Source organism: Priestia aryabhattai (assembly GCF_023715685.1).
Lineage (GTDB): Bacteria > Bacillota > Bacilli > Bacillales > Bacillaceae_H > Priestia > Priestia aryabhattai_B.
This window is the reverse complement of record NZ_JAMBOQ010000001.1, coordinates 394483-412562: the sequence shown is the minus strand read 5'-3', so window position 1 is coordinate 412562 and position 18080 is coordinate 394483. Positions and strand designations below refer to the sequence as shown.

Annotated in this window: 21 protein-coding genes; 17 read left to right on the top strand and 4 right to left on the bottom strand. The window is 38.8% G+C overall.

Annotation, left to right across the window (positions count from 1 at the left end; translation table 11 throughout):
- Positions 1 to 69: 69 nt before the first annotated feature.
- The 7 genes from M3225_RS02170 to M3225_RS02140 all read left to right on the top strand — a co-directional run bounded on the left by M3225_RS02170 (position 70) and on the right by M3225_RS02140 (position 6698).
- Entirely contained in the window at positions 70 to 1419 is a 1350-nt protein-coding gene (locus tag M3225_RS02170) for an aspartate aminotransferase family protein (RefSeq protein WP_251390816.1), read from the top strand.
- Positions 1420 to 2121, top strand: a complete 702-nt coding sequence (locus M3225_RS02165) for a CoA transferase subunit A (RefSeq protein ID WP_251390814.1) — start codon at positions 1420 to 1422, stop codon at positions 2119 to 2121. It begins immediately after the preceding gene.
- Positions 2106 to 2768, top strand: a complete 663-nt coding sequence (locus tag M3225_RS02160; RefSeq protein ID WP_251390812.1) for a 3-oxoacid CoA-transferase subunit B — start codon at positions 2106 to 2108, stop codon at positions 2766 to 2768. The genes M3225_RS02165 and M3225_RS02160 overlap by 16 nt, the downstream gene beginning before the upstream one ends.
- Before the next feature lie 13 nt (positions 2769 to 2781).
- Positions 2782 to 4047 carry a peptidase gene (locus tag M3225_RS02155; RefSeq protein WP_251390810.1) on the top strand — a complete coding sequence of 422 codons (1266 nt, stop codon included), beginning with the start codon at positions 2782 to 2784 and terminating at the stop codon, positions 4045 to 4047.
- A 29-nt stretch (positions 4048 to 4076) separates the two neighbouring features.
- A complete protein-coding gene (ablB, locus tag M3225_RS02150) occupies positions 4077 to 4925 on the top strand; it encodes a putative beta-lysine N-acetyltransferase (protein ID WP_251390809.1) in 849 nt (282 codons plus the stop codon).
- Positions 4926 to 4992: 67 nt separating this feature from the next.
- The gene (ablA, locus tag M3225_RS02145) at positions 4993 to 6405 is read left to right on the top strand and encodes a lysine 2,3-aminomutase (RefSeq protein WP_251390807.1); all 1413 of its coding nucleotides are present in this window, start codon (positions 4993 to 4995) and stop codon (positions 6403 to 6405) included.
- 14 nt (positions 6406 to 6419) lie between these two features.
- Positions 6420 to 6698 carry a YokU family protein gene (locus M3225_RS02140; RefSeq protein ID WP_251390805.1) on the top strand — a complete coding sequence of 93 codons (279 nt, stop codon included), beginning with the start codon at positions 6420 to 6422 and terminating at the stop codon, positions 6696 to 6698.
- A 35-nt stretch (positions 6699 to 6733) separates the two neighbouring features.
- Here the strand turns inward: M3225_RS02140 and dat are convergent, their stop codons facing one another.
- A complete protein-coding gene (dat, locus tag M3225_RS02135; RefSeq protein ID WP_251390803.1) occupies positions 6734 to 7579 on the bottom strand; it encodes a D-amino-acid transaminase in 846 nt (281 codons plus the stop codon).
- Positions 7580 to 7700: 121 nt separating this feature from the next.
- Positions 7701 to 8738, bottom strand: a complete 1038-nt coding sequence (locus tag M3225_RS02130) for an acyltransferase family protein (protein ID WP_116372305.1) — start codon at positions 8736 to 8738, stop codon at positions 7701 to 7703.
- Positions 8739 to 9147: 409 nt separating this feature from the next.
- On the opposite strand from M3225_RS02130, the gene M3225_RS02125 reads away from it, so the two are divergent.
- From M3225_RS02125 to M3225_RS02115, 3 genes are all read left to right on the top strand, one after another.
- Positions 9148 to 9363: a YozE family protein gene (locus M3225_RS02125; RefSeq protein ID WP_013058722.1), complete on the top strand. Its 216-nt coding sequence runs from the start codon at positions 9148 to 9150 to the stop codon at positions 9361 to 9363.
- Positions 9364 to 9565: 202 nt separating this feature from the next.
- Complete coding sequence (locus tag M3225_RS02120) at positions 9566 to 10252, top strand: hypothetical protein (protein WP_013058721.1); 687 nt, start codon at positions 9566 to 9568, stop codon at positions 10250 to 10252.
- Between the two features lie 262 nt (positions 10253 to 10514).
- Positions 10515 to 10685, top strand: a complete 171-nt coding sequence (locus M3225_RS02115) for a YozD family protein (protein WP_013058720.1) — start codon at positions 10515 to 10517, stop codon at positions 10683 to 10685.
- Positions 10686 to 10743: 58 nt separating this feature from the next.
- Here M3225_RS02115 and M3225_RS02110 read toward each other — a convergent pair whose 3' ends face one another.
- Positions 10744 to 11805, bottom strand: a complete 1062-nt coding sequence (locus M3225_RS02110; RefSeq protein WP_251390801.1) for a DUF2515 family protein — start codon at positions 11803 to 11805, stop codon at positions 10744 to 10746.
- Positions 11806 to 11922: 117 nt separating this feature from the next.
- Between M3225_RS02110 and M3225_RS02105 the strand changes: the two genes are divergently transcribed.
- From M3225_RS02105 to M3225_RS02085, 5 genes are all read left to right on the top strand, one after another.
- The gene (locus M3225_RS02105; protein WP_114324454.1) at positions 11923 to 12177 is read left to right on the top strand and encodes a hypothetical protein; all 255 of its coding nucleotides are present in this window, start codon (positions 11923 to 11925) and stop codon (positions 12175 to 12177) included.
- Between the two features lie 6 nt (positions 12178 to 12183).
- Positions 12184 to 13017 carry a serine/threonine protein kinase gene (locus M3225_RS02100; protein ID WP_251390799.1) on the top strand — a complete coding sequence of 278 codons (834 nt, stop codon included), beginning with the start codon at positions 12184 to 12186 and terminating at the stop codon, positions 13015 to 13017.
- Positions 13004 to 13774: a sporulation protein gene (locus M3225_RS02095; RefSeq protein WP_251390797.1), complete on the top strand. Its 771-nt coding sequence runs from the start codon at positions 13004 to 13006 to the stop codon at positions 13772 to 13774. The genes M3225_RS02100 and M3225_RS02095 overlap by 14 nt, the downstream gene beginning before the upstream one ends.
- Before the next feature lie 234 nt (positions 13775 to 14008).
- Positions 14009 to 14635, top strand: coding sequence for a phosphatase PAP2 family protein (locus M3225_RS02090; RefSeq protein WP_251390794.1), 627 nt, complete (start codon positions 14009 to 14011; stop codon positions 14633 to 14635).
- A gap of 246 nt (positions 14636 to 14881) precedes the next feature.
- A complete protein-coding gene (locus M3225_RS02085) occupies positions 14882 to 15205 on the top strand; it encodes a hypothetical protein (protein ID WP_013058713.1) in 324 nt (107 codons plus the stop codon).
- Positions 15206 to 15256: 51 nt separating this feature from the next.
- Here M3225_RS02085 and M3225_RS02080 read toward each other — a convergent pair whose 3' ends face one another.
- Positions 15257 to 15409: a hypothetical protein gene (locus M3225_RS02080; protein ID WP_013058712.1), complete on the bottom strand. Its 153-nt coding sequence runs from the start codon at positions 15407 to 15409 to the stop codon at positions 15257 to 15259.
- A gap of 193 nt (positions 15410 to 15602) precedes the next feature.
- Between M3225_RS02080 and deoD the strand changes: the two genes are divergently transcribed.
- Positions 15603 to 16307, top strand: a complete 705-nt coding sequence (deoD, locus tag M3225_RS02075) for a purine-nucleoside phosphorylase (protein WP_013058711.1) — start codon at positions 15603 to 15605, stop codon at positions 16305 to 16307.
- 219 nt (positions 16308 to 16526) lie between these two features.
- A complete protein-coding gene (locus M3225_RS02070) occupies positions 16527 to 17975 on the top strand; it encodes a SulP family inorganic anion transporter (protein WP_251390792.1) in 1449 nt (482 codons plus the stop codon).
- Positions 17976 to 18080 lie beyond the last annotated feature (105 nt).

The window sequence follows — 18080 nt, the reverse complement described above, 5'->3', positions numbered from 1 at the left end:
ATTGGCAAGAAACTCTTCTTTTCAGCATACAGTTTAATAAGAGTGTGTGTTTGAAAGGAGAGTGCGGAAATGAATAAAACCCATGTGATAAAGCCGCTGCTCGACGACGACTACCCAGTTATTTCATATGGAAAAGGAATTTATTTGTACGACCAAGATGGAAAAAGGTACATAGATGCTTCGTCAGGGGCAGTTACAGCAAGTATCGGACACGGCGTAAAAGAAATTATTGATGCGATGACGGATCAGGCACAGAAAGTTGCGTTTGTATATCGGTCGCAGTTTACAAGTGATACTACAGAAGCCTTAGCTAAGAAACTATGTGAATTAAGCAGCAATCATTTTGAGTGGAGCTTTTTTGTTAACAGCGGGACAGAAGCGACTGAAACGGCTATGAAAATGGCAATTCAGCATTTTCAAGAGCAAGGAAAGCCTACTAAAACAAAGATTTTGTCACGCTGGATGAGCTATCACGGTATTACAATAGGAGCTCTGTCTATGTCAGGGCACGTTGGAAGACGAAAACGCTTCTCGTCTTTGCTTGAAGATTATCCTTCCATTTCACCTCCTTATTGCTATCGATGTCCGTTTCATCAAACCTATCCATCCTGTAATCTTGCTTGTGCTCACGAATTAGAAACAGTTATCAAACGAACCGGCCCTGAACATATTGCTGCTTTTATTACAGAGCCCATTGTAGGAGCAGCCGGAGCAGCCCTTACGCCTCCTCCCGGTTATTATGAAGTGATAAGAGAAATTTGTGATAAATATGATGTGTTATGGATTGCGGATGAGGTCATGACTGGCGTTGGGCGTACAGGCGTGATGTTTGCGTATGAGCACTGGGGAGCTAAACCGGACATTATGACTCTTGGAAAAGGAGTGGGGGCAGGATATACGCCGATAGCCGTTACTTTGGCTAGCAGCAAAACGATTGAACCTATCATGAACGGATCCAAATTAATTATGAGCGGACATACGCTAAGCGCTAATCCGCTGTCATCCGCTGTAGGGCTAGCTGTTTTAACCTATATTGAAAAGCATGATCTTGTTCAAGAAGTAGCGCTGAAAGGAGACTATTTAGTAGAAAAATTGAAGGAGCTTCAACTTCTTTACCCTATCATTGGTGATATACGAGGCAAAGGTTTACTAGTTGGTCTTGAGCTTGTACAAAATCCAAAAACGAAGGAGCCTTTTTCATCCTCTGAAAATATGACGGCGCGCGTAATAAGTAAAGCCCAAAAAAATGGTCTTCTCCTTTATCCTTCACAAGCAGGAACAGACGGAGTCGAAGGAGACGGTATTATTATTGCGCCACCATTTACGATTACTCATCATCAACTTGATGAAGCGGTCGATCTGCTTTCGAAAACATTACATGAAGTGCAAAATGAAAAACAGGGAAATGAGGTGAAATAAGTGACAAAGGTCGAAAACTCATTTCAAAAGATTACAACTGTGGAACAAGCGATTGAATACGTGGATCATGCTGCTACGCTAATGATAGGAGGGTTTGGAGGAGTAGGCAGCCCGCCGTCTCTCATTGACAGTCTTATTGAAAGCGGAAAATCAAATTTTACATTGATTTGTAATGATTCAGGCTTTCCTCATATTGGTTCGGGGAAATTAGTAAGTCAAGGAAGAATTCAAAAGCTGATCGCTTCTCACATTGGATCGAACCCAGTGGCTGGAACGCTGATGACAGAAGAAAAGCTGAAAGTTGAGTTTTCTCCTCAAGGAACGCTTGCTGAACGGATTCGAGCGGGAGGAGTTGGACTTGGAGGAGTACTGATTGATGTAGGAATAGAAAATGACATTATTCAATTTGGAAAAGAAAAAGTGGAAGTAGACGGCAAGACATTTTTAGTTGAAAAACCGCTCACAGCCGATGTGGCTTTTGTATATGCAAAAAAAGCAGATCCATTCGGCAACTTGCTTTATGATAAAAGCGCTCGAAACACTAATCCATTAATGGCAATGGCAGGTCGTATAACTATCGCTGAAGTGGATGAAATCGTTCCTCTTGGCGACATTGACCCAGAGAACGTGATGACGTCAGGTGTATTTGTGGATTATATTGTCCCTTCAAAAGGAGTGAATTGGAAATGGGTTTGGGAATAGATATTCGTCATCGTATTGCAAAACGTGCTGCGGCTGAAATCAAAAACGGCATGATTGTTAACTTAGGGATTGGCATTCCTTCTCTTATTCCTAATTATGTACCAAGCGCTGTTCATGTGATGTTTCATGCTGAAAACGGAATTTTAGGGTTAGGATCTTCGCCTCCTTTAGGTGAAGAAGATGAGAATCTCTGCAATGCAGCAGGCTATCCAACAACTACCGTTCAAGGGGCTTCATACTGTGATAGTGCTACAGCATTCGCGATGATTCGAAAAGGATACGTCGATATGACCATTCTTGGTGCGTTAGAAGTGAGTGAAAAAGGGGATTTAGCTAATTGGATTGTGCCAGGTAAGCGAGTTCCTGGGATGGGAGGAGCGATGGAATTAGCTCAAAAAGCGAAAAAAGTCATTGTGCTAATGAATCATACAAGCAAGACAGGAGAACCGAAGCTGGTTAAGACGTGCTCTTTACCTCTTACTGCTTCGGGCTGCGTGGGATTAATTATTACGGATCGGGCGGTTTTTAAAGTAGAAAAAGATGCGCTTCTTCTAACAGAGTTAATGTCTCCTTATACCGTAGAGGATATTTTGGGTTCAACAGAAGCGACAGTTCGCCTGAGTGATCAATTGATTACGATACCATAAGGAGGACCATTACATGAACATACAGCAATCTATTCATAACTGGATGACAGAGCATCGTCAAAGTGCAGTGCGTTTACTCAAGCGTTTCGTAGAAGAAGCAAGCGTACAGGGTTCTGAAAAGCATGCGCAGGCAATTGTCATTGAACGCCTTCGACAGCTGCAGTTAGATATTGATATATGGGAACCGGACGAAAAAGCACTTCGTACCCATGAAGCTTTTGCCTCCAACCGTTCTAATTTTCGAGATAGTCCGAATGTGGTAGGCGTGTTAAAAGGGAAAGGTGGAGGGAAATCCATCATTTTGAATGGGCACATTGATGTGGTGCCACCCGGAGATCTTTCACAGTGGAGGGAAGACCCTTATACGGCAGTTGTAAAAGATGGAAAATTATATGGACGCGGCGCAACGGATATGAAAGGAGGGAATGTGTCGTTACTTTTAGCTATTCAAGCGTTGAAAGAGCTAGGTATTTCACTAAAAGGAGATGTTATTTTTCAAAGCGTAGTTGAAGAGGAGAGCGGAGGTGCAGGAACACTTTCCTGCGTACTTAGAGGATATAAAGCAGATGGTGCCATTATTCCAGAACCAACCAACATGAAGATCTTCCCTAAACAGCAAGGCTCCATGTGGTTTCGAGTGACCGTACATGGAGTAGCAGCACATGGAGGGACTCGGTATGAAGGCGTAAGTGCGATTGAAAAAGCAGCTGTTGTGCTTAAACATATTGAGGGTCTTGAAAAAGAGAGAAACAGTCGAATTACAGATCCGCTCTATAATAAAATTCCCATTCCCGTGCCGATTAATATCGGAAATATACTAGGAGGAACGTGGCCTTCTTCAGTCGCTGATCAAGTAGTATTAGAAGGCAGGATAGGAGTTGCTCCGCATGAAAAAATGAAAAATGTCAGAGCAGAAATGAAATCTTGGCTTGAACTTTTGCCTCAGTGCGATGAGTGGTTTGCTGAGCATCCTGTCGACTTGGAATGGTTTGGGGCCCACTGGCTTCCCGGTGAAATTGAATTGGAGCATCCGCTTATGACCTCTCTTTCGTCCTCTTTTTATCAAGTGAAACAGAATCAGCCGATCATTGAAGCATCTCCTTGGGGAACGGACGGAGGGATATTGTCACAAGTAGGGGATATTCCAACAGTTGTTTTTGGACCGGGAGTAACAGAAGTGGCCCACTTTCCGAATGAGTATATTTGTATTCAAACGATGCTTGACGCAGCAGAAATTATTGCCCTCACTGTAGCAGACTGGTGCAGTATTGCGGACTGAGCTAAAAAGGAGAGAGAGGATACAAACAAATGGCGAAACAAGAAAATATTTGTCAACCAACCTTTGCTATGGCTCTTTTTTTAGATGAATGTAACAAGCGTCTGAGAATAGATGATTACCGGGGAAATGTGAACGATATTTACAGCTATATGTATAAAGAAATTGACAAGGCAACATACGAAAAGTGGATTATAAAAGCACGTGCAGAACATCTTTTGGACTGGATGAGCTTGGGCTTTTCTTTAGAAGCAACTGTTCCCTACTATTTTAACGGAAGCGACGCATATCTTTTATGCTACTATACGTCTCAATCCCGCCGAGACAGCGGGGAGACGTTAAAAGAAACAGAGCTGCTTCAAGATGTTTTGAATTTGCCGACATCTGATTATTCTCCTTTATCAAATCAACTGATCATGCGCCGAGCAATTTCATCTGATGCTAAACAACTTTCTCAGCTCTACCGTCAAATCTTCACAGTGTATCCTACTCCCCTCTACGAAGAAGAGTATCTCTCTAGTTTGCTTCAAGAAGATAGTTTGTTTTATATCATAGTTGACAAGAACGGTATCGTTAGCGCTGCTTCTGCTGAAATCGATTATGTCTATCACAATGCTGAACTAACGGATTGTGCGACTCTCCCTGCTTACCGAAAGTATGGATTAATGAAGCATTTATTAAGCGCACTAGAGGCGGAGCTAAAACAGCGGCATATTTTTTGTGCATACACAATAGCGAGAGCGCTTTCATTTGGGATGAATGCCGCTTTTCATCAGCTTGGGTATATCTACACCGGACGGCTCACGAATAATTGTTACATTTATAAATCGTTAGAAGATATGAACGTATGGGTAAAGGATCTGTCAAAAAGTAAGGGGTGAGAAATAATTAACCAATTTATGGGCTGTAACATATAACAATAGTAAATCTTCATAAAGGAGCGATTGTATGTTATATGATTTATATAAGCCGTCCCGACATTGGAAAGATATTGAGTTATGGAAAGATGTTCCTGAAGAAAAATGGAATGACTGGATTTGGCAATTAACAAACACAATTCGAACGTTAGATGATTTAAAAAAGGTCATTAACTTAACTCCTGAAGAAGAAGAAGGAGTACGCATTTCAACCAAAACAATTCCGCTCAATATTACGCCTTACTATGCATCTTTGATGAATCCAGATGATCCTCGCTGCCCCGTTCGTATGCAGTCTGTTCCGGTTGGCAAAGAACTTCATAAAACAAAATACGATCTAGAAGATCCACTAGATGAAGACGAAGATTCTCCAGTGCCAGGGTTGACTCATCGTTATCCTGATCGCGTTTTGTTCTTAGTCACCAATCAATGTTCAATGTACTGCAGATACTGTACCCGAAGAAGGTTTTCAGGACAAATAGGAATGGGTGTTCCAAAAAAGCAGTTAGATGCTGCGATTGCTTATATTGCCAAAACACCTGAAGTAAGAGATGTACTCATTTCAGGCGGCGATGGCTTGCTGATTAATGACAACATTTTAGAATATATTTTGAAGAATTTAAGAGCTATTCCCCATGTGGAAATTATTCGAATTGGCACAAGAGCACCCGTTGTGTTTCCACAGCGAATAACGGAAAATTTATGTGCAATTTTAAGAAAATATCATCCAGTGTGGTTAAATACTCACTTTAATACATCCATTGAAATTACGGAAGAGACAAAAAAAGCATGTGAAATGCTTGTCGATGCAGGCGTTCCAGTTGGCAATCAAGCGGTTATTTTAGCTGGGATTAATGACAGCGTAGCTATCATGAAAAAGCTTATGCACGATTTAGTGAAAATACGAGTTCGGCCTTACTATATTTATCAATGTGATTTATCAGAAGGAATTGGGCATTTCCGCGCACCTGTTTCCAAAGGGCTTGAAATTATGGAAGGGCTACGAGGTCATACGTCTGGATATGCCGTTCCAACGTTTGTCATTGATGCTCCGGGAGGAGGAGGAAAGATTGCGGTTCAGCCAAACTATATTATTAGTCAAAGCGCAAGTAAAGTTGTTCTGAGAAACTTTGAAGGCGTGATTACAACGTATCCAGAGCCAGAAAGTTATGTAGCTGGGCGTGCAGATGATTATTTTCGAGCTATTTATCCAGCATCGGATGCTAAAGATTCTTCCATCGGCATCTCAGGTCTTATGAATGATACTCAATTCAATCTTGTACCGGAAGGGTTAGGGAGAGTAAAAAGACGTAAAACGTATGAAAGTGACAGTGCTCACGAAAGTCTAAAAGATAAACGCGAAAAAAGAGATGAATTAAAAGATAAAAAGTTTAAAGCTCAATTGAAAAAAGACGGTAAAAGCGACGATGCTCCATCACTTTAAGGAGGTCCTGTAATATGACTGTTCAATGCGCATGGTGCGAAGAAGAAAAAGCGGTAAAAACAACGAATACCGCATACTGGGAATTGCCAGATGGAACGAGAAGTATCGAAATTACTTATATGCCATGTATCAGCTGTTCAGCTTGCGGGATGTCATATCAAGAAGAAGAGACCATAGAAGAAGTGGAAACACAGCTGCTTCTTATCGACACAAAAAAACTTGATGAATCCATTCGGTATGATGAGCTATTAAAAGTGCCAAGATTATTAAAGCGCAACTACTTTAAATTCTGAAAAACCGCCCCTTATTTTGTAAGGGGCGGTTTTGCTTATTGATAAGCCTTTGTTCCAGCAGTACGTAGGCTGTAGGCGTGTTTTAAAGCCACTGTAACAGGACGAACAGTTGGAAGTTCGACTTCGTCTATTTTCGAAACGGGCAAGAGACCAACAGACGTGCTCGTAATAAAAACTTCGTCAGCGTCTTTTAAAAAGGAAGGAGTCATATTTTGTTCTCGAATTTGAATGGCTTGCTCCTGCGCACATTCCAGTACGTTGGCGCGCGTAATACCGGATAGAATTTTTCTTGTGGCAGGAGTCGTGAACAAGACGTTGTCTTTTATCGCAAATACATTGCTGCTCGACCCTTCGGTTATGTATCCGTCTTTTACTAAAATAGCTTCTTTACATCCTTTAGAAGCCGCAGCTTGTTTGGCCAGAAGGTTAGGAAGTAGGTTCAATGATTTGATATAGCAATTAGCCCATCGTTCGTCTTCCAAAAGAAGCGTGGAAATTCCTTTTTCATAGGCTTCTTCAGGTGTTTGGCGAGGATGGCGTATTGTGAGTGCTAATTGTGCAGGTGCATCGGGAAATAAATGATTTCGAGGAGCAATCCCGCGCGTAACTTGAATATAAATATCAGCGTCTTTTAACGTTGATTTTTCCATTGCTTGACGAATGATGTCCTTTAGCTCTTGTCTTGAAACAGGCATTTCGATAAAAATTGCCTTTGCACTTCTTTCTAAGCGGTCTAAGTGACGTTCAATTGAAAACGGAACTCCTTTGTATACGCGAATAAATTCATAAACACCGTCTCCAAACTGGTGACCGCGTTCATCAATTGGAATAACAGCCTCATTAATATCTCTAAACTCTCCAGCATAATATGCTAATTCCATCTTGAAAAACTCCCTTCCTTTAGATATTAAAACGTTAACATAAAATTCAGCAAAATGAAATTATTTACTTGGTTTCTCCAAAGAAAATGAAAAAAGTCATACTCCTTTAGGAGTATGACTTTTATGAAAACGTACGTTTGAATGCTAATGAAAATTTCTGAATGGCTTTTTTAGGTGTAACAAACTGAACGATGAGCTTGGTACCGGTGATGAACCAATCGATAATACGGCTGCCGAGAAGCATCGTTACTAAAATGGACAGTGCGATTAAGACGATAATACCCCATGATGTGGGCTCTAGACTTTTTGAGAAGTCAGTTGTAAAGAACCATTTTAAAATGAAGCCGTGCAATAAATACACGTATAGGGATCGCTGTCCAATGCTTGTTAAAGCAAAACCGCGCGTTGGAATTAAAGCCATAAAGGCAAAAGATACAAGAAAAGCAATTCCATAGTGAGAAACGCGCATTAAAAATTCGGCCACATTGTCGTACGTGTTCGTTCCATACAGCATATCTGTGTAAGCCGTGTCGTCTAAGAAAGAATAGCTTCCAATTAATGTAACCAGTAATACGATGGATGCAATGATTCGATTTCGCGCTGTCAAAAGATTTGTAAAAGGCTCTTGCCGCTGTGACAAATAGTAGCCTAAAAGGAAAAACGGGAAGAAGACAAACATTCGGCTAATGCTTAGAATTTTATCAAATCCGTCAATATCAATGAAGCCCATTGCAAGTCCAAGCGAAATAGAGACTGTTAAGCTAATCCACATCGGGAATTTTGCAAAGAAAGGAAGCATTAATTTCCAAAAAATTAAGCTCAGGAGAAACCACATTGCCCATCTAGGAACCAAATATTGAAGCGTGTACGTTTCATCCGTATAAAGCACACTATAATAAAGCGTATAGATAGTTTGGAAAGCTAAGTAAGGCAGAGCCACCTTTGTAAATATTTTTTTATAATATCCTTTTTTATGAAAATTTTTCGAGAAATAACCTGCTAGTAAAATAAAGACAGGCATATGGAAAATAAAGATAAAGTGGTAAATGGACAGCATTCCGCTGCTATCTGTTCGGTACGGAGAAATCATGTGTCCAAATACAACTAAAAAGATTAATACGAATTTAGCGTTATCAAAGTAAGCATTTCGAGTATTCATGGTATTATTTTTCCTCAACATATGCTGATGTAAACCTCCCACCAACAAGATTTATTTAAATGGCGATTATTGCTAGAATAACCTTTCACTACGGAATTAAAACATGAATTCTTCTTTTTTGCAATGACATAAAGGCTTGAGAAACCTGTCGAATCAACGCTTTTGTTATAAAAACGATGTGCTTTTGTTACAAATGTCTTTTTGAAAAAAGAAAAATATTGATATAACAATATTTATTCGTTACGCTAATAGTGAAATTTGTTTTGCAACTGTAACATGAATTTAATATTTTTTGTCCGGTAAAACAATTACATTGCAGTCTTCGACATCTACATATCACAGAAGAAAGTTGTAGATTTCTAAAAAAAATGATAGAAAAGATAACACATACCGCTGGAGGGGGAGTACGATGAAATCCTTTTATCACTATATAATGAAATTTCGATCAAATAAAAAACATGATCGAATGGGAGAGTTTGCGCGAAGTGCTTATGATGATCACAGCTTCCCGAAATCTTCAACAGATTATGACGAACTGAGCTCTTATTTAGAGCTCAACGGACATTATTTATCAAGTATGACCGTATTTGATGAAGCATGGGAGCTTTATCAAAATAATGCGTGAGAATATAAAAAGCAGGCTGATGGATATTCATCAGCCTGCTTTTTTACTTTCTTTAGCTCATGCAATAAGCAGGAGTAAAAATGATAGAGGGCAATAGATAATAAAGGCTTGGTTCTAAAGATGTTATACTTCCCCTTTTTTAGTTACTGCATATAATATTGTAACTTTTCAGTAGGTGTATGTTTACTAAGGAGGTGCGACGATGGCAGGGAAGAAAAAACCTAAATACGGAATTGGTGAAACAGTCGTTGTAACAATATACGGGACCGTTGGCACTATTACCGATATAAAAGTGATGGATGGGATTTTTGTATACGAAATCAACCATAGTGAAGGTCTTTTTTTAGAAGATACAATTGAGCTTCTAGAAGAATATGAAGGTCAAATATTAGTACAGGAAAGAGTAGAGCTTGAATATAAATTTTTCTTCGGCGATATCGTCCAGGTTTTTAATTATGGAAAAGAGTTATTTAAGATCATTGGTATTCGAACAGAAATATGGCGTTATAAAGAGGATTCATGGGAAGATATTGTCTATGAATTGTCACGTGTAACAGATGGAGAATGGCTTGAGGCTAGTGAAGAAGAACTCATTCTCGTAACTCCTCATGAGGAAACAGAAAATTACGCTCAAAGTGTTGATATGTTGTATTTAGGTAAAGAAATTAAAAAGACGGAGTTGCTACCAAAGATGAAAAAACAAAACGGTTCTGAAAAAGAAGAAGTGAGGTTAACTAAAGAAAAGCATGAGATTATAAACGGTCTTTTAGATGTGTACAATGATTATAAATTTTTGTATGAGCTTTTTGAAGATGAAGAATACGCTGAAGTCATGAACTTAGTGCTGAAACATTTAAAAAAGATAGCAAAATCCGAACAAGGAAAATAGCAGGTAGATGCCTAATAAATAAAAGATAGCCGAGATAGATCACATCTCTCTTAGCTATCTTTTATTGTGTATACGGCGATGGTAATAAAAAAAGAATGGGTATAATTACCTTTCTGTTTAAACTGCTGAAATTTTAGACATACTATTGCCGAATTGTTCATAAATGTGTATAAGGTAAAACTTCAAGCGGAAGATGAAGTGAACCTATTTTTAAGAAAAATGAGGTACGCTAATCCGTTCAAACGGGATAAGGAGTGATATTGTGAAAGAAATCGAAGTGGTCATTGATACGGAAGAAATTGCGGAGTTCTTTTACAATGAACTAGTCAAGCGAGGCTATGTTCCCGCTGAAGAAGAGCTAGGCGAATTAGCGGATATAACTTTTGATTATCTCATTGATAAATGTATTATTGATGAGCAAGATGAAGAATAAAAAGATAGATACATCTGTAACGACGGGGAAACTCGTCGTTTTGTTTATGAGACAGCGGTTATGAAAAAGGGTTAGCAGCTTTAATAGCAGATTGCACTTTTATATGATGCTGAAGGGGAATTTTTTTAACTGAAGAAGCAGGAATAGACTCAAGGAGAGAAAATATGCTTTCGTCTTCAAACCAATCATCTTTTCTTAAAAAAAGATGTACGCGGTCTCCCCAGCTCATATTTAAAGTCGGGCTATACAGCTTTTTGGAATGAGTTCGATCATTTGTAAATATATCCGAATTATAATCGCTTCGAGACCCTGTGTGGGGGTGTTTAAGGCTAAACGTATAAATACCATCATGCAAGTTTGAATAAAAAAGAAGAACGTATAAAGTTTTTCCCACTTCAATCCGTTTTAAGACAGACTCGAAATGATACACTTTTGTTCCACTTAAATCAATTTTATTACCTGAATAATAGGGAAAGATGATTTGAGTCATGCCGAGAAAGTTTTGAGTGTGAAACTGCCAAGAGTGAAGAACATCCCGCTGAAACTCTTTTTTAAAGAGAACATTTTTTTCGATATGATACTGTTCGTTCACAATCAGGGCTATTGATAAGAGCGTTTTGTTTCTATACTGCCAAAAGTCATTCCAAACAGCTTTCATAAAAGAAGATATGTGAAAAGCGGGGAGTAAATGAAACAGATTGCTGTTTTGCTCTTTGCTTTTTTCATAGAGTAAAAGCTGAGCGTAAGCATCATGAAAAATGGCGGAATTGGAATGTTCTAAAAACAAGAAGTACGCGTGCTGTTTTTCTGGCGAAAGCAGGGATTTTATTAAGGTAGTGGAGAGATCTGTCATATAATAGCCGCCGTTTCGTGAAACCAAGTGTGCTAAAAGAGCCCAGTGAATTTCAGGGTGCTTTTGATAATAGTCTAAATAAGCTTGTGTACGTGTAACATTGTTTTGATTAGCTTTTTTTACTTTTTTTCGAATCTCTTTAATCAATTTTACGTCTTCTCCGATAAAAGACAGCGGGAGAGTAGCAGGAGGTTTGAGCTGCATCATTTGCTGCAGGCGAAGAACATCCTCCAATCTAATGAGGGAATTTGTGTCAGTAGAAGTCATGTTAGGCCTCCTTTGAAACGTTTAACTATATAAAAAAAGGGTAAGGGATTTTTTGAAACCTTTATAACATTTCGTACGTATAAAGGGTAACAAATGTTAAGAAAAGAGGTTTTCTTTATGTTCAGAAAAATTTTTGAATCATTAACTGGATCTAAACATCGACGCTACAGCAGCAGCGATCGACACTATCGACGTCCTCGTCACTACAGTAGCAGTGATCATCATTACAGACGTCCGCGTCACCATAGCAGCAGTAGCGATTATAAACGCAGCAAATATTATGACAGCCACAGTCATTCAAAATATGGCCATCACCACTATAAGCGCAAACGTAAAAGCGGAAGCTTCTTCTCAAGCTTTTTCTCAAGTTGATTTGGAATGAAAAAACGAATGTTCAAACACCTTCATCGCTGGCTAGTTGACCGTCCTTTTAAAAAAGGAAAAGTCATTTGTGAGCGCTATGAAATCATAAATGTACTGGGAATGGGAAGCTATGGTATAACATATGTTGCTAACGACATTGTGCAACAAAAAGAGGTAGTAGTAAAACAGCTCCGTAAAACGAAGCAGCGCACGCCTCAGGGGTTGAAGTCTTATCATTATGAAGCGAAATTGCTGTCTCAATTAAATCACCCTCAAATTCCTTCGCTGTATGAAGTTATCGAAACAGATGAAGGATGTTTCCTAGTGATGGAGTTGATTCAAGGAAAAACGTTTGAAGATTTAATTTTTGAAGAAAAGTGCGTATATACGGAAGAAAAAGCGCTTGGAATTTTACTTGATATCCTAGAAGTAGTTTCCGTTATTCATGAGCAAGGAATTGTTCACCGTGATCTTCGTATTCCAAACATTATTGATGTTAAAGGAACCATCTATGTTATTGACTTTGGTCTTGCTAGATTGTTAGGGGATCATGAAGAAACAAGCAGCCTTATAGAAGAACAGCAGTTTATGAGACAAACATCTGTTGCAAGCGATATCTATGCACTTGGTCATTTTCTTTTATTTTTATTATACTCTGGTTATGAGCCGACGGAGAAACAAGAAAGAAGCTGGGAACAAGAGCTAAGTTTGTCGACACCTATTAAGACCATCATTCAAAAAATGCTGAGAGCCGATGAATCGTATGAAAGTATTAAAAGTTTACAAAAAGATATTTATGACTATATAAATAGTAAGAACTCGGGGAGGGGAAAATATGGCGCTATTTAATAAAGCGTTAGCCCGCATTGGAATTGGTGCAGCGCGAGTGGACGCTAAGCTTGTCAATGATGAATTTCGTGCTGGTGAAAAGATTGAAGGGATTGTTGAAGTGTATGGAGGCAATGTTGAACAGAAAATTGACAGCATCTATCTGCGTCTATTCACAACCTATGTAAAAGAAAGAGACGATAAAAAATACAAGCAGGATATTGAGCTTAATACGTTTAAGATTAACGACCCGTTCACGATTCAACCATCTGAAACGAAGTCTATTCCTTTTACATTTCAGCTGCCTGATGATACGCCTGTTACATTAGGGAGAACCCGGGTTTGGGTGGCGACGAGCCTTGATATTAAAGATGCGGTTGATCCGTCGGATATTGATCATGTAAAAGTGCTTCCTAACCTTATGGTAACAAGCACAATTGAAGCCATGGAACAGCTTGGCTTTCGCTTGCGCCAAGTCGAGTGCGAAGAAGCTCCTCGCAGGATGAGAAAAAGACTTCCTTTTGTTCAAGAATTTGAATTTGTTCCAAGCGGTGGAGTGTATGCTGGGAAAGTGGACGAAATTGAAATCATCGTGCAGCCGAGCGGCTTACATGACTACGATTTATTTATAGAAGTGGATCGACGTGCCAGAGGATTTGGCGGTTTTCTATCTGAAATGCTGGATGCAGATGAGTCGCTCGTTCATGTTCATGTTTCTGAAAAAGAAATTCCTCAGTTAAAAAATATATTAACTAATATTATTTCACGCTATAGCTAAAGTGCATAGCTCTCCTTTTTTTTCGTATATTAAAGACAGTAAAAAGAAAGGAGAGAGGTATATGCCGCAACCAAAGCAACCGAAAAAAATAAATGCAAAAGAGGAATTATCGGCTGAATTTGTCGTTCATCAAGCTCCTAAGCCAGAAGACTATATTCAGCCAAAACGTGTGAATAAGTAAAGCATGTAGAACGCTACATGCTTTTTCTTTTAATAGGTTGGAGGAAATAAAAAATGGTAAATCGCACTACAAAATATTCTCTATTTATTGTATCTCTCTTGGCTTTCTTTTTACTCATATTATTTACGTTTAATACACCTTGGGTGAAACAGCTTGACTTTAATGTACTTCATACTATTGAAGGATGGAGGACAGACACGTTAACATCCATCATCATATTTATAACAACGGTAGGATCTTGGTATGTAACTGCGCCAATATGGTTTGCGGTTATGGTCTTTCTTCTCTATAAACGAAAAGGATTGCTCGCTTTATATATGACGCTCGTTTTCTGGGGAGTTCGCGCGTTAAATTGGGGATTAAAGGAGATTTTTGCAAGACCAAGACCTGACTGGAGTCAAGTCGTTCCCGCATCTCACTACAGTTTTCCGAGCGGACATGCCATGAACTCAATGGCGTTTTACAGCGGATTACTTTTGTTAATATGGATGTATACAAGAAGCAGGGCGATTAAAACGGCAGCTACATGCGTAATTGCCATTCTTATTTTATTAATTGGCTTTAGCCGTTTGTATTTAGGCGTACACTTCTTAACTGATATACTAGCAGGATATTGTTTAGGACTTGCTTGGTCGTTAGGGATCTATCTTCTTTCTAAGCGCATATATAAGAAAAAATAGGAGCAATGGTTACATTTTTTTCGTTAATATTTCAATTTGTTTAAGTAGGCCTATTGATTCATCCATTCAAAAACAACTAGTGATAAAATGGGAAACAAATATTTTATGTACATGTTTAACAAGAAAAAACTAGTAATTTCGACAAAAAACGTTTTGATTCGATAAAGGGTTTTCGGATTTTATAACTAATTATATAAGAATACATGACGTAAAAGAGTAGATACTTGCTTTTGGGTGGAGGGAAGAATGTTGAGTGTGTGGACCACAATAAAAAAACAATTTAATATTAGCACAGAATATGATGTAACCATTATGCAAACAGAAGAAAAAGGCGAAAAGCGCGGATATAAGCCTGTCCATCGTCTAACGATTACAGCATTCGATCATCAAGACGCAGCAACACAAGTATTTCAGATGTTTAATATTGCTGATAATTTGCCAAAGGATTGTGATGCGAGGTTTATTAGCACAGGCGATATTTTGTTAATTGATGAAGGTACTCGAGGAAAGTATTACTACAAGCTATGGACAGACGGCTGGCAAAAAGTGAATCGCCTGCACGTACGTTAAACATAAGGTAAAAGCGACCTATCTGGCCGCTTTTTATTTATATGTTGACCCCTAGTAATCACGAGTATGATGGCCAGGGCCATTTTTTCGGTTTGTTGCTGAATATTCATCCCCATGCGCTTCATGTTCTGCTATAATTGCTTCTTTTGGAATATGATTATTCTTTTTAGGCGAATTAATTCGGTTGCGATGTTTTTTTCCCATACATATCACCTCAGCTAAAGTTATTAAATCCTTGCGCTATTAGCGTACCCTTATATAAAAAGACATACTACGCCATTTTTTGGGCAGTATGTCTTTTTATTTTTGACGCATAATGTTAGAAGTAAATAGACATGCAAGGGATACAATATGGTATAGTGAAAGCGTAAGATTTTTTACATATAGGAGGTACGAAATGAGCGTACATATTGGGGCAAAACAAGGTGATATTGCAGAAACGATTTTACTTCCAGGTGATCCACTTCGCGCAAAATACATTGCAGAAACGTTTTTAGAAGATGTAACTTGCTATAACGAAGTGCGCGGTATGCTTGGATTCACAGGAACATATAAAGGAAAGCGCGTTTCTGTTCAAGGAACAGGAATGGGTGTACCATCAATTGCTATTTATGTAAATGAACTAATGAATGAATATGGTGTTCAAAACCTAATTCGCGTTGGCACATGCGGGGCAATTCAAAAAGATGTAAAAGTACGTGACGTTATTTTAGCCATGTCTTCGTCAAGTGATTCACAAATGAACCGCGTTAAATTTGGTCCTATTGACTATGCACCGACAGCTAACTTTGACTTATTAAAGCGCGCTTATGATGCAGGTGTTGAAAAAGGCCTTCAGTTAAAAGTAGGAAGTGTATTTACATCTGATCAATTTTACAATGAAGACGGCCAGCTAGAAAAATTGGCAGCTCACGGCGTATTGGCAGTTGAAATGGAAACAACGGCTCTATATACGCTAGCCGCTAAATACGGCCGTAATGCTTTATCGGTTTTAACAGTAAGTGATCACATTTTCACTGGTGAAGAAACAACGTCAGAAGAGCGTCAAACGACCTTTAACGATATGATTGTTGTTGCGCTTGAAGCAGCAATTAATGAATGAACATAATTTCATTTCTTTTATTTGTTGAATGGCAGCGAAATGCCGCCGCGTAACAAATAAAAAGACGAGAAGCAATCAAGCTTCTCGTCTTTTTATTTGTGAAAATTAATTGTTTCCAAACAGGAAATTGTATGGTACGATTTGATACGTTAAAAACGGATTTGATTTTCGTGAAAGTCGAAAATCGTATAAAAAATTCATAAGAGGTGATAAACCATCATGATGGCAAGTATTAAACAGCAGTGGTTTTCAAACGTTCGAGCAGATATTTTGTCTGGGATGACAGTTGCTCTTGCGCTTATTCCAGAAGCTCTTGCTTTTTCCATTATCGCCGGTGTCGATCCTATGGTTGGCTTGTATGCATCTTTTTGTATGGCAATTGTGATTGCTTTTACAGGCGGAAGACCAGCTATGATTTCAGCTGCAACAGGAGCGATGTCTTTATTGATGATTAACTTAGTGAAAGACCATGGCATTGAGTATTTATTTGCAGCTACTGTTTTAACCGGAATCATTCAAATTTTATTTGGTGTTCTGAAAGTAGGGAAATTTTTATCGTTTCTTCCTCAAACAGTTATGATTGGATTTGTAAATGCGCTAGGTATTTTAATTTTTTCAGCACAGCTTCCGCATTTTGAAGGAGCAAATTGGATGATGTACGCGATGGTAGCCGGAACACTGCTCATCGTCTATTTGTTTCCGCTCATGACCAAAGCAATACCATCTCCGCTTGTTGCTATTGTCTTGATGACGATTGTAGCGATTGTCTTTCATTTAGATTTAAAAACGGTAGGAGATATGGGGAATATTACGCGTTCACTGCCGATTCTTCACTTTCCAAAGGTTGATTTATCAGTGGAGACACTGCTTATCATTTTACCTTATTCGCTTCCTTTAGCGATTGTAGGCCTGCTTGAATCTATGCTAACGGCAACGGTACTGGACGAAATTACAGATACGCCTTCGAATAAAAATAAAGAAGCGCGCGGTCAAGGCATCGCTAATATTGTAACAGGCTTCTTTGGAGGAATGGCTGGCTGTGCCATGATTGGACAATCTATGATTAATGTAAAATCAGGGGGACGAGGAAGGTTATCTACCTTAGTCGCCGGAGTCTTTTTATTGTTCTTAATTATGGTGCTTGGCGATGTTGTTAAACAAATTCCAATGGCTGCTCTTGTAGGCGTTATGTTTATGGTAGCTGCCGGTACATTTGATTGGCAGTCCCTTAAAGACTTAACGAAATATCCGCTATCGGATGCCATTGTAATGATTGTTACGGTGGTTATCGTATTGTTTACACATAACTTAGCACTAGGAGTAATGGTAGGTATTGTTTTAAGTGCCATTGTATTTGGCTGGAAGATGGCTAAAATCAAAACAACTTCACAAATAGAAGGCAATATGAAACAATACAGGGTTTCAGGGCAATTATTTTTTGCCACCATCAGTTTCTTCATGGATGAATTTCAGTATGAAACAGACCCAGATACCATCATTATTGATTTTAGTCATTCTCATATATGGGATCAATCGGCTGTGATTGGCATCTCAAAAATTATGGATAAGTACGAGCGATTGAATAAAAAGGTTATTGTAAAAGGGCTCAATGAAGACAGTAAAAAAATCGTAAGGCAACTCGGTTTAACGTCGCTGACCCATAAATAAAAGGTGTGCAATTGCACACCTTTTTTATGCGTTTCGTTTTAGTAGCTGTATAAGCCAGGTAAAAAAAGAAGATGTAGATGAAGTTACGGATGTCTGTTTTAACAA

Coding starts and splice junctions, on each gene's coding strand:
- M3225_RS02090 (WP_251390794.1), top strand. CDS start 14,009: ATGGTAAATCGCACTACAAAATATTCTCTATTTATTGTATCTCTCTTG.
- dat (WP_251390803.1), bottom strand. CDS start 7,579: ATGGAATTAGCATATTATGCTGGAGAGTTTAGAGATATTAATGAGGCT.
- M3225_RS02140 (WP_251390805.1), top strand. CDS start 6,420: ATGACTGTTCAATGCGCATGGTGCGAAGAAGAAAAAGCGGTAAAAACA.
- M3225_RS02155 (WP_251390810.1), top strand. CDS start 2,782: ATGAACATACAGCAATCTATTCATAACTGGATGACAGAGCATCGTCAA.
- M3225_RS02160 (WP_251390812.1), top strand. CDS start 2,106: ATGGGTTTGGGAATAGATATTCGTCATCGTATTGCAAAACGTGCTGCG.
- M3225_RS02070 (WP_251390792.1), top strand. CDS start 16,527: ATGATGGCAAGTATTAAACAGCAGTGGTTTTCAAACGTTCGAGCAGAT.
- M3225_RS02095 (WP_251390797.1), top strand. CDS start 13,004: ATGGCGCTATTTAATAAAGCGTTAGCCCGCATTGGAATTGGTGCAGCG.
- ablA (WP_251390807.1), top strand. CDS start 4,993: ATGTTATATGATTTATATAAGCCGTCCCGACATTGGAAAGATATTGAG.
- deoD (WP_013058711.1), top strand. CDS start 15,603: ATGAGCGTACATATTGGGGCAAAACAAGGTGATATTGCAGAAACGATT.
- ablB (WP_251390809.1), top strand. CDS start 4,077: ATGGCGAAACAAGAAAATATTTGTCAACCAACCTTTGCTATGGCTCTT.
- M3225_RS02110 (WP_251390801.1), bottom strand. CDS start 11,805: ATGACTTCTACTGACACAAATTCCCTCATTAGATTGGAGGATGTTCTT.
- M3225_RS02125 (WP_013058722.1), top strand. CDS start 9,148: ATGAAATCCTTTTATCACTATATAATGAAATTTCGATCAAATAAAAAA.
- M3225_RS02130 (WP_116372305.1), bottom strand. CDS start 8,738: ATGAATACTCGAAATGCTTACTTTGATAACGCTAAATTCGTATTAATC.
- M3225_RS02085 (WP_013058713.1), top strand. CDS start 14,882: ATGTTGAGTGTGTGGACCACAATAAAAAAACAATTTAATATTAGCACA.
- M3225_RS02170 (WP_251390816.1), top strand. CDS start 70: ATGAATAAAACCCATGTGATAAAGCCGCTGCTCGACGACGACTACCCA.
- M3225_RS02120 (WP_013058721.1), top strand. CDS start 9,566: ATGGCAGGGAAGAAAAAACCTAAATACGGAATTGGTGAAACAGTCGTT.
- M3225_RS02080 (WP_013058712.1), bottom strand. CDS start 15,409: ATGGGAAAAAAACATCGCAACCGAATTAATTCGCCTAAAAAGAATAAT.
- M3225_RS02100 (WP_251390799.1), top strand. CDS start 12,184: ATGAAAAAACGAATGTTCAAACACCTTCATCGCTGGCTAGTTGACCGT.
- M3225_RS02105 (WP_114324454.1), top strand. CDS start 11,923: ATGTTCAGAAAAATTTTTGAATCATTAACTGGATCTAAACATCGACGC.